The sequence below is a fragment of the Klebsiella sp. WOUb02 genome (assembly GCF_050058015.1).
GTDB lineage: Bacteria > Pseudomonadota > Gammaproteobacteria > Enterobacterales > Enterobacteriaceae > Klebsiella.
The window spans coordinates 2,571,202-2,585,607 of record NZ_CP170110.1 but is presented as its reverse complement, the minus strand read 5'-3'; the positions used below and the strand labels follow the sequence as shown (position 1 = coordinate 2,585,607).

The 14,406-nt window shown below is 56.2% G+C and carries 15 protein-coding genes, 1 tRNA gene and 2 pseudogenes; 3 read left to right on the top strand and 15 right to left on the bottom strand.

Features of this window, described 5'->3' with window-relative positions; genetic code table 11:
- Positions 1-24: 24 nt before the first annotated feature.
- A complete protein-coding gene (locus ABOC21_RS19430) occupies positions 25-300 on the bottom strand; it encodes a hypothetical protein (RefSeq protein ID WP_426812934.1) in 276 nt (91 codons plus the stop codon).
- Positions 301-383: 83 nt separating this feature from the next.
- Positions 384-581 carry a hypothetical protein gene (locus ABOC21_RS19425; RefSeq protein WP_038919995.1) on the bottom strand — a complete coding sequence of 66 codons (198 nt, stop codon included), beginning with the start codon at positions 579-581 and terminating at the stop codon, positions 384-386.
- A gap of 123 nt (positions 582-704) precedes the next feature.
- Here ABOC21_RS19425 and tnpA point away from each other — a divergent pair, with 123 nt between their 5' ends.
- Positions 705-1,133 carry an IS200/IS605 family transposase gene (gene tnpA / locus ABOC21_RS19420; protein ID WP_426812394.1) on the top strand — a complete coding sequence of 143 codons (429 nt, stop codon included), beginning with the start codon at positions 705-707 and terminating at the stop codon, positions 1,131-1,133.
- A gap of 127 nt (positions 1,134-1,260) precedes the next feature.
- On the opposite strand, the gene ABOC21_RS19415 is transcribed toward tnpA, so the two are convergent.
- The 5 genes from ABOC21_RS19415 to proB all read right to left on the bottom strand — a co-directional run bounded on the left by ABOC21_RS19415 (position 1,261) and on the right by proB (position 5,249).
- Positions 1,261-1,467 (bottom strand): helix-turn-helix transcriptional regulator, encoded by a 207-nt coding sequence (locus tag ABOC21_RS19415; protein WP_409161407.1) that lies wholly within the window; start codon positions 1,465-1,467, stop codon positions 1,261-1,263.
- A gap of 122 nt (positions 1,468-1,589) precedes the next feature.
- Positions 1,590-2,495 (bottom strand): DUF6387 family protein, encoded by a 906-nt coding sequence (locus tag ABOC21_RS19410; RefSeq protein ID WP_426812933.1) that lies wholly within the window; start codon positions 2,493-2,495, stop codon positions 1,590-1,592.
- A 196-nt stretch (positions 2,496-2,691) separates the two neighbouring features.
- Positions 2,692-2,767, bottom strand: a tRNA-Thr gene (locus tag ABOC21_RS19405).
- Positions 2,768-2,881: 114 nt separating this feature from the next.
- On the bottom strand, positions 2,882-4,135 hold the full coding sequence (gene proA, locus ABOC21_RS19400; RefSeq protein ID WP_426812932.1) for a glutamate-5-semialdehyde dehydrogenase: 1,254 nt from the start codon (positions 4,133-4,135) through the stop codon (positions 2,882-2,884).
- 10 nt (positions 4,136-4,145) lie between these two features.
- Positions 4,146-5,249 carry a glutamate 5-kinase gene (gene proB, locus ABOC21_RS19395; RefSeq protein WP_426812931.1) on the bottom strand — a complete coding sequence of 368 codons (1,104 nt, stop codon included), beginning with the start codon at positions 5,247-5,249 and terminating at the stop codon, positions 4,146-4,148.
- Between the two features lie 288 nt (positions 5,250-5,537).
- Between proB and phoE the strand changes: the two are divergent.
- Positions 5,538-6,591 (top strand): annotated as a pseudogene (phoE, locus tag ABOC21_RS19390) (phosphoporin PhoE).
- 79 nt (positions 6,592-6,670) lie between these two features.
- Here phoE and ABOC21_RS19385 read toward each other — a convergent pair.
- The gene (locus ABOC21_RS19385; protein ID WP_426812930.1) at positions 6,671-7,234 is read right to left on the bottom strand and encodes a C40 family peptidase; all 564 of its coding nucleotides are present in this window, start codon (positions 7,232-7,234) and stop codon (positions 6,671-6,673) included.
- 417 nt (positions 7,235-7,651) lie between these two features.
- On the opposite strand from ABOC21_RS19385, the gene ABOC21_RS19380 reads away from it, so the two are divergent.
- Positions 7,652-8,314, top strand: coding sequence for an HAD family hydrolase (locus ABOC21_RS19380; RefSeq protein ID WP_426812929.1), 663 nt, complete (start codon positions 7,652-7,654; stop codon positions 8,312-8,314).
- 45 nt (positions 8,315-8,359) lie between these two features.
- On the opposite strand, the gene phnE (ABOC21_RS19375) is transcribed toward ABOC21_RS19380, so the two are convergent.
- From phnE (ABOC21_RS19375) to ABOC21_RS19345, 7 genes and pseudogenes are all read right to left on the bottom strand, one after another.
- Positions 8,360-9,238 carry a phosphonate ABC transporter, permease protein PhnE gene (gene phnE, locus ABOC21_RS19375; protein ID WP_426812928.1) on the bottom strand — a complete coding sequence of 293 codons (879 nt, stop codon included), beginning with the start codon at positions 9,236-9,238 and terminating at the stop codon, positions 8,360-8,362.
- Entirely contained in the window at positions 9,235-10,107 is an 873-nt protein-coding gene (phnE, locus tag ABOC21_RS19370; protein WP_426815540.1) for a phosphonate ABC transporter, permease protein PhnE, read from the bottom strand. The genes phnE (ABOC21_RS19375) and phnE (ABOC21_RS19370) overlap by 4 nt, the downstream gene beginning before the upstream one ends.
- Before the next feature lie 68 nt (positions 10,108-10,175).
- Complete coding sequence (phnD, locus tag ABOC21_RS19365) at positions 10,176-11,117, bottom strand: phosphonate ABC transporter substrate-binding protein (protein ID WP_426812927.1); 942 nt, start codon at positions 11,115-11,117, stop codon at positions 10,176-10,178.
- 23 nt (positions 11,118-11,140) lie between these two features.
- Positions 11,141-11,984, bottom strand: a pseudogene (gene phnC / locus ABOC21_RS19360) (phosphonate ABC transporter ATP-binding protein).
- A gap of 168 nt (positions 11,985-12,152) precedes the next feature.
- A complete protein-coding gene (locus ABOC21_RS19355) occupies positions 12,153-12,848 on the bottom strand; it encodes an amino acid ABC transporter permease (protein WP_426812926.1) in 696 nt (231 codons plus the stop codon).
- Positions 12,838-13,590, bottom strand: coding sequence for an amino acid ABC transporter permease (locus ABOC21_RS19350; RefSeq protein WP_426812925.1), 753 nt, complete (start codon positions 13,588-13,590; stop codon positions 12,838-12,840). The genes ABOC21_RS19355 and ABOC21_RS19350 overlap by 11 nt, the downstream gene beginning before the upstream one ends.
- Positions 13,587-14,405, bottom strand: coding sequence for an amino acid ABC transporter ATP-binding protein (locus ABOC21_RS19345; RefSeq protein ID WP_426812924.1), 819 nt, complete (start codon positions 14,403-14,405; stop codon positions 13,587-13,589). The genes ABOC21_RS19350 and ABOC21_RS19345 overlap by 4 nt, the downstream gene beginning before the upstream one ends.
- Position 14,406: the final 1 nt, after the last annotated feature.

The following is a 14,406-nucleotide window of genomic DNA, read 5'->3' as shown; positions in this document are numbered from 1 at the left end:
TTATTAAGGAAGCCCGTTTCCGGACTATTGCCTAACCCACGGCATATCCCACAAGATCTTTACTTTAACCTCTACTGCATTAACATGCGACTCCTTGATTGCATATTTATTTAAATAATCTTGCAAAGCTATCTTGTCAGACGCTTTTTTCTGTTTGTTTGTCCGTTTCAAGATCCCTGTATCCGTAATCCATTTATCCAAACCTTGTTTTACTGCACGTCTTAGTTCATCTTCATAAAACTCATCAAAAATATTAACATCAATTTTAAAGCACGGGCTTCTTATATAAAACGTTTTCATTTTTATTTCTCCCATTGTTTATTTCAGGCAAACGCCAGCCATATGGCGTTTACTCACCATTTTTAAAATCTGCTGTTATATTATTAACGTTCTGAAATGATTTTATTTTTTCTATACGCCAGATAACTTTTCAGTGATTCCTGACCAAAGCGATCAAGATCACGATAGATTATGATTATATTGTAAAATTTGCTCTTTTTATCGTCGAAATCGGCAATCCAGTGCGGAGTGTATAAGTACTCTGCTAGTATATCCAAATAACCCCAGTCCAGTTTATCCATTTCTCTTGTTGCTTTTTTAATTAAATCCGGTAAACCCCCGGCTTTGCCGGGGGACTCCGAAAGGTTTGACCTTTAAGTCAGTCGCGCGAATCTGAAATCTCCGCCAAGAGATGAGGATTCGTGATGAGAGACTATCAGAGCTTAAGCCATACGAAATGGGACTGTAAATATCACGTGGTTTATATCCCTAAACGCCGGAAGCAGCGGTTATATGGTGCGCTGCGGCATGAGTTGGGAAAAATATTCCACGAGCTTGCGAGCCAGAAGGGCTGTCAGATTCTGGAGGGGCATCTGATGCGCGATCATGTCCACATGTGCATCAGCATACCGCCAAAGTACTCGGTATCGACAGTAGTCGGCTATCTGAAGGGAAAAAGTGCGATAGCGATAGCACGACACTTCGGCAGAGGTAAAAACTTCACCGGTGAAGTTTTCTGGGCTCGAGGTTATTTCGTTTCAACCGTTGGTTTGGATGAAGCCACGGTCAGGGCGTACATACGCAACCAGGAGAGAGAAGACGAACGATACGATCAAATGAAACTGAACGTATAGCAGCCGCCCTGGGCGGCTCATGGTTTGTCGGCGCCTTTGAGGCGCTCACCCTAAAGCCTCCGGCTCTGCCGGAGGATACTTACTAGTGTACTCATAGATACCTCTTTTATTTTTATGTTAATTTAAATCATGCTGCTTTATTGCGTGAGGAATTGATCAGGTTTTCAATCCAATCATTTACTTCTCTCTCGATGAAGGCAATAGTCTTTTCACTTATTTTTACTGGTGCAGGAAACTTATTTTTATTTACCAGACGATAAATGCTTGATCGGCTTATACCTGTTCTTTTTATTACTTCTGACAAGCGAATAAAACTTTCATAATTTTGGTTCATATTTTTCTCCTTTGTTGTTTTGATGTGAAGAATGATATTGCGAATAGCCATGCTAAAAAATGGACCAAAAAAAAAGAGGGCGTCTGAAACGCTCTCCTTCAAGTTTTACCAGGAAATATTTTTTATACCTTACCCCTTGACTTTCTCTTTTCTTCTCTTTCTTCCTGTTCCTGATTGAGCTTATCTACGATAGCGGATACTTTCATATCCATCATGTATCTGTTTTTATACAAAAAAGCCATAAACTGATTATCAAAATGGTATGTTTTGGCTTTAAGGGCCATCGGTTTATCCGTTTCCTTGATCTGGGAGTCACCACGAACCGCATCGATCCCTACCCGGTATATGAGCGCCGATAGCTCGGCATCACTCAATTTTATCTCGTTACGCCCCGACCAATACAGCAAATCAAGTAAGGGGATTATGCGAAAATCCACCAGCTTCTTAATCATCACCTCACCAAAATTAAGCGCCAGCTTTCCGTCGATTAGCTTCACCCCGGTTGCTTTACGCCACTTTGGTAACAGGTAACGCATGGATTCAAGGATTTCATCATCCGTTGAACCTCGCAGGTTGATATGCAATATCATTCGTCCTTTCTGGGATTCGTGCAGTTTTCCCCAGAACCACGAGGCCGGATAGCGGTTATAGAGTGAATCAGATTCAGGACGCCCGAACTCATCCAAAGGAACGATTTTGCTTCTGCGTATCACACCCATAAGCTGGTAAAGCCACCCGACAGGGAAAAGTCTGACATGTTGATCGCTTTCAAGGTTATGTTCGCCAACAGAGAGTTTATTTTCACCTAGCGAAGCGGTAAGGACAGGCTGACCAGAGAAAATCAGTTCTTCCTCTTTATAGTTGAGATTCTCGCGTTGCCTCTCGATAGCCGTTTCCAGAGAGTAAAACATGTTCTGCCTGTACCTGAACTCCTGGCGTAACTCTTCCACGGTAAGATCCAACAAGGCGTCATAGTTATCTGGGTTGAACCACTTTCGCAACGCCAGCATTTTTTCTGTTTTTGTCATTATGTTGCCCGGTCTTTATGTCGTTACACCACTATATGCAACAACCGGATTTCAGCCAAGGGTCAAAAGGCTAACGCTTTCAGGAGGGGAGGTTATGATAAGGAGCTATACCGTGCTAAATAAGTACGCCAGTAAGTACGCGAGAGAAAAAACGGGAAGATTTTATGAAAGAGGATCTCGTAACTCATTGATTTAATGGTGCCGATAATAGGAATCGAACCTACGACCTTCGCATTACGAATGCGCTGCTCTACCAACTGAGCTATATCGGCCCTGAAAGGACATGTCCACGAGCGTGAATCACGGGGTAAAAGGTTAAAACTAAGTGGGTGATGCGTCAATGGCCTTATGAATCAACCGGCTACTTTTGCATCACCCGTCTGGCTTTAAGCACGAATGGTATCGTCGCCGAAACCAATCCACTTATAGGTCGTCAACGCTTCAAGCCCCATCGGGCCGCGCGCGTGCAGCTTCTGGGTGCTGACCGCCACCTCCGCGCCTAGACCAAACTGGCCGCCGTCGGTGAAGCGGGTGGAGGCATTCACATACACCGCCGAAGAGTCCACCTCGTTGATAAAACGATTCGCATGGCTCAGGGTGCGGGTGAGGATGGCATCCGAGTGCTGGGTACCGTGCTGGCGGATATGCGCGATGGCGTCATCGAGGTCGGCAACGACTTTGACATTCAGATCCAGCGACAGAAACTCGTCATCGTACTGCTCGGCCTTCACCGGCTCTACGCTCGCCGGGCCGTTTTGCAACACCGGCAGCGACCGCGCGTCAGCGTGCAGCGTCACGCCGCTTTCCGCCATCTGTTTGCTCAGCGCAGGCAGGAAACGCCCGGCGATGTTCTCATGCACCAGCAGAGTCTCGACGGTGTTACAGGTACTCGGACGCTGGGTCTTGGCGTTGACGAGGATCTTCAGCGCCGGTTCAATCTCGGCGGACTCATCGACAAAGATATGGCACACGCCAATACCGCCGGTGATCACCGGGATCGTTGACTGCTCGCGGCACAGTTTATGCAGGCCCGCGCCGCCGCGCGGGATCAGCATATCGATATACTTATCCATCTTCAGCATCTCGCCGACCAGCGCCCGATCGGGACTCTCAATCGCCTGGACCGCAGCGGCCGGCAGGCCGCACTCTTCCAGCGCCTGCTGGATCACCTTCACCGTCGCGGCGTTGGTGCGCCAGGTCTCTTTCCCGCCGCGCAGAATGGCCGCGTTGCCGGTTTTCAGGCACAGGGAGGCGACGTCGACGGTGACGTTTGGCCGCGCTTCGTAGATCACGCCGATAACGCCCAGCGGGACGCGACGGCGCTCAATACGCAGGCCGCTGTCGAGCAGCCCGCCGTCAATAACCTGGCCCACCGGATCGGCCAGGCTGCACACCTGGCGAACGTCGTTGGCTATTCCGTCGAGGCGCGCCGGAGTGAGCGCCAGGCGATCGAGCATGGCTTCGCTCAGGCCGTTGGCGCGAGCTTCTGCCAGATCCTCGGCGTTAGCCCGCAGAATAGTCTCGGTCCCGGCCTGCAGATAGTCGGCAATCTTCTCCAGCACCCGGTTCTTTTCGCGGCTGGAAAGCAGCGCGAGTTTGTAAGAGGCCGCTTTGGCAGCTATGCCCATTTGTTCCAGCATTTTCAGCTCCTTAACGGATTATCATATCGTCACGATGGACGGCGACCGGGCCATACTCATAGCCGAGGATCGCATCAATCTGCTGCGAGTGCTGGCCGGCAATCAGGCGCAGCGCATCGCTGTTGTAGCGGCTAACGCCGTGAGCAATATCGCGGCCGTCGCTATTGCGGATGCGGATAACTTCGCCGCGCGAGAAGTTGCCGGTCACGACCTTGATGCCTTTCGGCAGCAGCGAGCTGCCTCGTTCCACAATCGCCTGCACCGCACCGGCATCGACGGTGAGTTCTCCCGCCGGCGGGGCGCCGAAAATCCAGCGCTTGCGGTTCTCCAGCGGGGACTCCTGCGCGTGAAAACGCGTACCGACCGAAAGGCCCTGCATCACGTCGCCAATCACCCCTGGCCGGCTGCCTGCGGCAATGATGGTATCGATGCCCGCACGGCAGGCGACGTCGGCGGCCTGCAGCTTGGTGCCCATCCCGCCGGTACCGAGGCCGGAAACGCTGTCGCCGGCTATCGCGCGCAGGGCGTCATCAATACCGTGCACGTCGGTAATGAGCTCAGCCTGCGGATTATTGCGCGGGTCGGCGGTGAACAGGCCCTGCTGATCGGTCAGCAGCAGCAGCTTATCGGCGCCGGCAAGAATCGCGGCCAGCGCCGAAAGGTTGTCGTTATCGCCGACTTTAATCTCGGCGGTGGCCACGGCGTCATTTTCATTAATGACCGGCACGATGTTGTTATCCAGCAGGGCGCGCAGGGTGTCGCGGGCGTTAAGGAAACGCTCGCGGTCTTCCATATCCGCGCGGGTCAGCAGCATCTGGCCGACGTGAATACCGTAAATGGAAAACAGCTGTTCCCACAGCTGGATCAGCCGGCTCTGTCCTACCGCCGCCAGCAGCTGTTTCGACGCGATAGTCGCGGGAAGTTCCGGGTAGCCGAGGTGCTCACGACCGGCGGCGATGGCCCCGGAGGTCACAATAACAATGCGGTGGCCCATGGCGTGCAGCTGCGCGCACTGGCGCACTAATTCGACGATATGGGCGCGGTTCAGGCGGCGGGATCCGCCCGTTAAAACACTGGTGCCCAGTTTTACCACCAGCGTCTGGCTATCACTCATGATTCTCTGCCGTTCAAAAGGAATATCGATATCGAGGTGATGTTGTAACAGGACTCAGGCCGCTTGCCAACAGCGGCGTTTTTAGCGCGCCGTTTTACTGCGCGGGATCGGGCATTCTGGAGAGGGATGATGACAATTTTATGATGGAAATATTTAAATACTCTTTTTTATAAAAAGTTCCACATTGTCATAAATTTTTAATGCTGGAGCGTTAAAAAACCTCCTGTTTTCACGGGGCCTTCGCCCGGAATTGATTAGCGCGTATAAATAAATCACCAGGACTGAATAATGAAAAAGAGCTCACTGGCATTAATAATGATGGGTCTTATTGCTTCTTCGGCGACCCAGGCAGCTGAAGTTTTCAACAAAGACGGCAATAAGCTGGACGTGTACGGCAAAGTCAGAGCGATGCACTATTTAAGCGACGATGACAGCAAGGATGGCGACCAGACCTACGTTCGTTTCGGCATCAAAGGCGAAACCCAGATTAACGACCAGCTGACCGGTTACGGTCGCTGGGAGTCAGAATTCTCCGGCAACAAAACCGAAAGCGACTCTACTCAGAAAACGCGTCTGGCGTTCGCCGGCGTGAAGCTGAAGAACTTCGGCTCCTTCGACTACGGTCGTAACCTCGGCGCGCTGTACGACGTTGAAGCCTGGACCGATATGTTCCCGGAATTCGGCGGCGACTCTTCCGCGCAGACCGATAACTTCATGACCAAACGCTCCAGCGGCCTGGCAACCTACCGCAATACCGACTTCTTCGGCGTGGTGGATGGCCTGGATCTGACCTTGCAGTATCAGGGCAAAAACGAAAGCCGCGATGCCAAAAAACAGAACGGCGACGGCTTCGGTACATCTTTAAGCTATGACTTCGGCGGCAGCGATTTCGCCATCAGCGCAGCCTACACCAGCTCTGACCGTACCGACGCCCAGAACCAGCTGGCGCGCGGCGTGGGTAAAAAAGCGGAAGCCTGGGCAACCGGTCTGAAATATGACGCCAACAATATCTACCTGGCGACCATGTATTCTGAAACCCGCAAAATGACCCCGATCAGCGGCGGCTTCGCGACGAAAGCGCAGAACTTTGAAGCGGTGGCGCAGTACCAGTTCGACTTCGGCCTGCGTCCGTCCCTGGGCTACGTGCTGTCGAAAGGTAAGGATATCGAAGGCGTGGGTAACGAAGACCTGGTCAACTATATCGACGTTGGCCTGACCTACTACTTCAACAAAAACATGAACGCCTTTGTTGATTATAAAATCAACCAGCCTGAAGAGCGATAATAAGCTGGGTCTGAGCGACGACGATATCGTTGCCGTGGGCATGACCTACCAGTTCTGATTATCCTGACGCCCGGCGATGCCGGGGATACAGTAAAAAAGCCGCTGCGGTTTACGCAGCGGCTTTTTCTTATGGTGAATTAGCGGTTTTTAGCCAGATGTTGGCGATCGTCGTTCATCGTTATCTGGGCGTTATACTCTTTCGGCAGACGCCGCGCCTGGTAGAAAGCCCACTTCCAGTACGGATTGTCCAGCGAGGAGCGCATTACGCCCTGGCTGGCCGAGGCGTGGAGAAAATCATGGTTGGTGTCGTAGAAGCCGACGTGCATGCCGCCGTTAATGCGGAAGAACACCAGATCGCCAGGGCGCAGCTGCTGAGGCTTGACCCGCTCGCCCATCCGCAGCAGCTCTTTGGTGGTGACCCTATCCATCGGCAGGTTGAAGCGGTCCTTCAGCGTGCGCCAGACGAAGCCGGAACAGTCGACCCCGCTTTCATCGGTGCCGCCCCATTCATAGGGCGTACCGTGCCAGGTATGCATCTGATCGTGCAGCGCGGCGAGGACCGGGATCAGGTCATCTGAACCGCCGTCGATGGGGGCATATTCATGGTGGGCCGCGGTTTTCGGGTGCTTAGCCGGGGATGAACATCCTGCCAAAATCAAAAAAGGAACAAATAATAAGGCGTGCGCAAGCTTTGGCTTCATATCATTATTTTCATCGTGAGCTATAGAACGGAATTATTTATAGCGTATTCACCATATTGTCAGAATGGGATAGGGCGATATTTACGAAACCTTACGTTAGGGTCAGACATAATTGCTCCCGCCGGCGGCGCAGAGAATATTGGTGTTAACATTTTTAAGCTCATTTATTAATAAATAATTTCACTATTAAACAATATTTCACGGAAAACGAAGCGGGCGCGCTTATTCCGCCTGATGGCAAGGTGCAAGCTCCTCATCATTTCGGCACTGCGGCACAGGCCCGGGTTGCCGGGCGGATATTTCGTTTGCTACCTTGAGGCGCTGGCGTGACGGCGGACAGGCCGGGCGGATCATTCTGCTGTCATCTTTCTGAAGCATGCTCTGGCGAGCCTGTTTACTTATTAGGGAAAATTAACGATGTCCAAAACTCTCACGATCTTCGATCTGGATAACACCTTGATTAAGGGCGACAGCAGTACGGTATGGAGCCGTTTTCTGGTGAGGGAAGGATGGATCGTCGACCCGGACTATCTGGCGCGAGAAGCGATGCTGATGGCGGATTACGATCGCGGGGAGATGAATATCGCCGACTACGTGGCGCTGACCCAGGCCCCGCTGATCGGCGTCCCGCGTGCGGAAGTCGATCAGCTGGCCGCCCGCTGCGTGCGCGAGGAGATCCTGCCCCGGGTCTATCCGCAGGCGTGGGAGGCTATCCGCACGCTGCGGGCGCGCGGCGAACAGATGCTGGTGATCTCGGCGTCGGTCAGCCTGCTGGTACAGGCGGTGTCCGATGAGCTGGGCATCGACCAGGCGCTAGGCATCGACGTGGAGATGGCCGACGGCGGCTATACCGGCGTGATTGCCGGGACGCCGAGCTATCAGCAGGGGAAGGTGATTCGGCTGGCGGAGTGGCGGCAGGCCTATCCGCAGTTCGGCGGAGAGGTGACGTTTTATACCGATTCAATTAACGACCTGCCGCTGTGCCTGCACGTCGACCGCGTGCGGCTGGTCAACCCTTGCCCGCAGCTGGCGGCGGCGAATGAGGAGTACCGGTGGCCGGTGCTCAGCTGGCAGCTCTAATCTCCCCGGGCGAGCGCGCCGCGCCCCCCGGGGAAGTTGGCGCTATCAGGATTTAAATAGCGGCACCACGCTGCCGCCGATATAGCGCCGACGGAGCCAGGCGGAGAGCGTATCCATCGCCATCACCACCACCACCAGCAGGAGGGTGATAAACATCACCACGTCCCAGTTCCACAGGCGCATATTTTCCGCGTAAATCAGGCCGATACCGCCGGCGCCGACGAAGCCCAGCACCGCCGCCGAGCGGGTGTTGGACTCGATTTGATAGAGGCTGAGGGCCAGAAACGTCGGGAAGGATTGGGTGAAAATGCCGAAGCGGTGTTTCTGCAGGCCGTTGGCGCCGACGGCGGTCAATCCGCGCCCCGGCGAACGGTCTACCGCCTCGTGGCCTTCGGCATACAGGCGGCCGAGCAGGCCGGTATCCTGCATGATAATCGCCAGCACCCCGGCCAGCGGCCCGAGGCCGACGGCGCGCACGAAAATCAGCCCCCAAATCGCCATATCAATTCCGCGCAGGATGTCAAATATCCGGCGCATCAGCAGGGCGATGATCCCCGGAATAAAGCCGCGCATAATATTGCGCGCCGCGAGGAAGGAGAGCAGCAGGGCGATAACCGTGGCGGTGATCGTCCCGACGAAGACGATCGCCAGGGTAATCCCGATCTGCGTGAAATAGTAGCGGAACGGCCAGTTAAAAAAGTCGTGCCACACGAACATGCGCAGCAGGTAGCGGCTGATTTGCTGCAGCCCGCTGGCGAGCTGCTCCCCGCTGATGCCAAACTGCATAAAGAACCAGACGTAGTAGAGCACGCTCAGCAGCGCCAGCAGGCCGACGTAGCGCAAATAGCGCCCCTGGGCCTGATACAGCGCCTTATGCTGGCGGCGGCTGGCGGCGATATCCGGTTGGTTTTGCCACTGACTCATTTTTTACCCTCGAGAACCCACTGTCGCAGGCGGCCGGACAGCATATCCAGCAGCGAGACCACGATGATGATCAGCAGCAGCGTGATACTGACCTGATCGTAACGATCGAGCTTAATGTTGGTCATCAGCTCCTGGCCGATCCCGCCGGCGCCCACCAGCCCAAGAATGGTTGAGGAGCGGAAGTTGATCTCCAGGCGCATAAAGCCGTAGGAGAGAAAAATCGGTTTGACCTGCGGCCACAGAGCGAAGCGAACCCGCTGCAGCGGCGAGGCGCCGCAGGCCATCAGCCCGCGAACCGGCTTGTCCTGGGCGCTTTCCACCGCTTCATAAAATAGCTTGGTCAGGCTGCCGATGGTGTGCAGCATCAGCGCCAGAAAGCCGGGGATCGCGCCGATGCCGAAGGCCATCACGAAAATGACCGCCCACGCCAGTTCCGGCATGGTGCGCAAGAAGGCGACCAGCACGCGGATGGCGAAACGCAGCGGCGGCGGCGACCAGGCGTTGTTGGCGGCGAGAAAGGCCAGCAGGGTGGCGATGACCACGGCGACCAGGGTGGAAGCCAGCGCCAGCTGCAGGGTTTCCCAAATCAGCGGCAGCTGGATCGGCAGGCGATAGCCCCAGTAGGCGAACGACCCTTTGGTATGCGAATCGGCGAACAGATCGCTAAGGTGAAGCGTCGGCAGCGTCTCAAACATGTAGTCGAGAAAGTTTGGCAGGGAGTGCCAGATGGTGAAGAGATTAAATTCGGCCGCGCTGCCCGCGGCGAAGTAAAGCACCAGCAGCAGCAGCGACCAGCTAAAGGTGTCGCGCTTTTGCCGCGCGCGCACCTGCTGGTAATAGCGTTCAAATTCGGTATTCGAAGTATTCATACGTCGACGGGTCTTCAGCATGCCGCCGCCTCGCGCGCAACTGGCCGGGAGGCGGCGTGGAGGCGGGATTAACGGGCGCTAACCAGCTCGCGCTTCATATCGATGATCTGCTGGAAATCGGCGACGCTGCTTGGGCCGATATGCTGGGTGCCGCCCATCGCCTTGATAAAGCAGGCGTGGTTATCGGTATCCAGCTTCTTGATCGCGGTGATGACTTTAGCTTTAAAATCAGCCGGCAGCGCGTTGCTCACCAGGATCGGGCCGTTGGGGATCAGCGGCGATTGCCAGATGATGCGGATCTGCTTCATCAGATCCGGATGATCCATACGAATCAGTCGGTTGAACGCGCCCGCGCTGTAGCCGCTGTTGTAGTCGCCAACCAGAGAGGCCCAGGTTACCGCGCCGGCAAACTGGCCGTTCAGCACGCCGAGAATGTCCTGTTCGTGGCCGCCGGAGAAGGTCACGCTGGAGAAGAAGTTGTTATATTTATTATCCGTGGTGCCGCCGAACTGCTGTTTAAAGGTTTGGTTCGGAATCAAAAAGCCGGAGGTGGAGTCCGGATCGGCGAAGCCAAACGCTTTACCTTTCAGATCTTCTAACTTCTGATATGGGCTGTCGGCCTTAACGATAACCACCGAGTGGTAGCCGCGGGACTGATCTTTATCGTCAACCGCGATGCCGACAATATCGACCGCTTTCGGGTTATTAATATAAACCGAGGCGTAAGAGGAGGGCGACATGCTTAATACCAGGTCAACCTTGCCGCCCAGCAGACCCTGGATGACGCCGGAGTAGTCGGAAGAGTTGCGTAATTTGGTATCGACGTTCAGCTCTTTATCGAAAAAGTCTTTCACACACTGGTTATCACCAATTTGCTGGGTGGCGTTCTGGCCGCCGAGGATCCCCAGGTTTAACTCTTTCGGCTGCCCGGCAGCGCTTGCCTGCCATGCCATCATAATGCCCGCGACCGCTGCGGATAAACGAACTGCGCCAGTGATATATTGTTTCATTATTTTGCCCGTGTGAGTGGAAATTAATGCAATTGGCTAATTTCATCCCCGTACAGCCGATGCAGAATATCCTGATTCAGGCTGAGAGGGATGGTCGTCAAAAATAATGTTGCCCCGCGCTACGCCGATAACCCGCGTGCAGTACTCCTTAACCAGCTCGACCGAGTGCAGGTTGACCATCACGCTGATGCCCTGTTCGCTAATTTCGCGCAGCACGTTCATGATGCGCTGCGTATTTTTCGGATCGAGAGAGGCGACCGGCTCGTCGGCCAGCAAAATGCCGGGGTTCTGCATCAGCGCCCGACAGATAGCCACGCGCTGCATCTGTCCGCCGGAGAGATTTTCCGCCCGCTGCAGCGCATGCGGCAGCATGTTCATCCATTCGAGCAGCGCGATGGCGCGCGCCCGGTCGGCATCGGGGAAGACTTTGAACAGCGACTTCAGCGTCGAGGTCTGACTCAGACGACCGAGCAGGACGTTTGTCAGCACATCCAGGCGCGGCACCAGGCAGAAGTCCTGGAAAATCATGCCGCATTCGCTACGCCAGGCGTTCAGCGCCCGACCCTTGAGCCTGGCGACATCGCGCGGCGTGCCGACTTCCGGGTAGCTGAGGATCTCGCCGCCGGTGGCGCTGTGGGTGCCGTTAAGCACGTGCAGCAGGGTTGATTTGCCCGCGCCGGAGCGGCCGATAACGCCCACCAGCTCGCCGGCGTGGAGATCGAAGCTGATGTCATCCAGCACGGTTTGCTGCGCGCTGTAGGACTTGCTCAGGCCGCGCACGCTTAAGACTTTCCGCTGCCGATCGGTATCTGGCTGACTAAATTGTGGGTAATCGGTATCGGTTACCGCAGCGAGAGAACTATTCATAACGGCGTCCAGGTTCGTCAGTAAACTGGGCACTATTAATGGCGTTTTATATGATCGTTATATGACGCTAAGGCGAACAAATAGTGAACGGTGGCGATTTATCGCCGGGGGGATGGGGGAAATAGCGCCCTCCGATAACGAAGGGCGTGACGGGAGCGGCGGCGATTTTTATGCCGGCTTCAGCCGCTGCCGCCGGCGAAAGCGGCGGCTTGCCAGCAGGCTTAGGCCGCAGCACAGCAGATAGTAGACCGCGCCGGTGAAGACAAAAATTGCCAGCGGGTAGATCTGCACGCGGTTGTTCACCTGGCCGGCGACGGTGGTGAGCTCCGGGACGTTGACGATAAACGCCAGCGACGTATCCTTCAGCAGGCCGATAAAAATCCCCACCAGCGAAGGCTGCACGTTGCGCAGCGCCTGCGGCAGCAGGATCAGGCGCAGCGCCTGTCCGGCGGAAAAGCCCTGCGTCCGCGCCGCCTCATACTGGCCGGCGGGAAGCGACTGCAGGCCGGCCAGCACCGAGTGCATCACCGAGGCGGCGGTAAACCACGCCAGCGCCAGGGTCACCGTTACCGCGCCCGGCAGATCGCTGCCGGTGAGCATCGGCAGCAGATACCAGAGCCAAAAAATGACGAAAATCAGCGGAATGCCGCGAATGATTTCGGCCCACAAAAACAGCAGCCGACGAACGGCTCCGCCATAGCGCCAGGCGGCGGCGGCCAGTAAAATGCCGCCGGGTAGCGCCAGCGCCGCTGCGCCAACCGCCATCATCAGCGTCAGCGCCACGCCGCCGGGGATCCCCTCCGCCAGGCGACCCCACAGCAGGTAGTCGAGATTATCGGCGATAACCGCCAGATTAGCGTTCATGCTGGACTCTCCCGTGCGAATGCTTACCCGGGCCGAGGCGCGTCAGCAGCAGACCCAGCGCTACGCCGAGCGCCAGATACAGCGCGGTGCCGACGGCAAAGGCCTCCAGCGCGTGGGCGTTATAGCTCTCAATTTGCCGCACCTGATAGGTCAGTTCGGCAAAGCCAATGCCGCTCGCCAGCGAGGAGAGCTTCATCAGGTTCAGATACTGGCCGACAATCGGCTGCCAGGCGTTAGCCAACCCCTGCGGCAGCAGAATATGGCGCAGCTCGCCCCACGGGGTAAATCCCTGCGAGACGGCCGCTTCCCGCTGGCCGCTACCGACGGCGCGCAGCCCGGAGGCGATCTCTTCGATCAGGAACGCCGAGGTAAATACCCCCAGCCCCCACATCGAGCAGATAAACTCCGGCGTCAGCCACCAGACGTTACCCGGCAGAATCGACCAGGCGTGGTCGGCGTTGATAAAATCGCGGGCGCCGAGGGGCAGCAGGTTCCAGGCGGCAAAGTACCAGAACAGCAGCTGCACCAGCAGCGGGGTGTTGCGAAACAGCGAAACCCAGCAGGCCACCAGCCAGCGCCCGGGCCTGCCGCCGCCGAGGCGCAGCGCCAGCAGCAGAACAGCCAGCACGGTCGCCAGCGCCATCCCGGCAACGCTGACCCACAGGGTGGTGAGAAAGCCGGAGACGATCCACTGCAGCGGCTGGCCGCTGAGTACGCCGTGCCAGTCGAGAATCGGCGTCACTCGAGGCCCTCCTGGTGCAGCGGATTCAGCACCTTTTGCAGAAAACGGCGGCTGCGGGCGTGCTGCGGGCGGGCGAAAAATTCCGCCGGCGGCGCCACTTCGAGGATATCGCCGCCGTCGATAAACACCACCCGGTCGGCAATCTCGCGGGCAAACTGCATCTCGTGGGTGACCACCACCATGGTGATGCCGCTGTGCGCGAGGGATTTCATCACCTGCAGCACTTCGCCGATCATCTCCGGATCGAGCGCCGAGGTCGGTTCGTCAAACAGAATAATTTGCGGCGAAGAGGCGAGGGCGCGGGCGATGGCCACGCGCTGCTGCTGGCCGCCTGAGAGCTGGGCCGGCATCTGGCTGGCCTTATCCTCCAGCCCTACCTGCCGCAGCAATTCCAGCGCCCGCTGGCGGGCGGCGTTTTTCGTCCAGCCGTGCACGCGCTCCAGCGCCAGGGTGATATTTTCCTGCGCCGTCAGGTGGGCGTAGAGATTAAACTGCTGAAACACGAACCCGACGCGGCTGCGCAGCTGGCGCAGCGCGGCGGCGGTAAGCTGACGCGTTGGCCTGCCGTCGATCAGGATCTCGCCGTCGCTCAGGGTTTCGAGCTGGTTGATCAGACGGATCAGCGTTGATTTTCCCGATCCGGAAGGACCCAGGATCGCCACTACTTCTCCGGGATTTATCTGCAGATCGACGCCGTTAAGCACCCGATGGTCGCCGTAGCTTTTTGCCGCTTTGCGCAGTTCGATACTGGCGTTCTGCAGATGTGAAAAATCCGCGGACGAGGCCGCGGAGCGTGAAAATAAACCCGATAACATA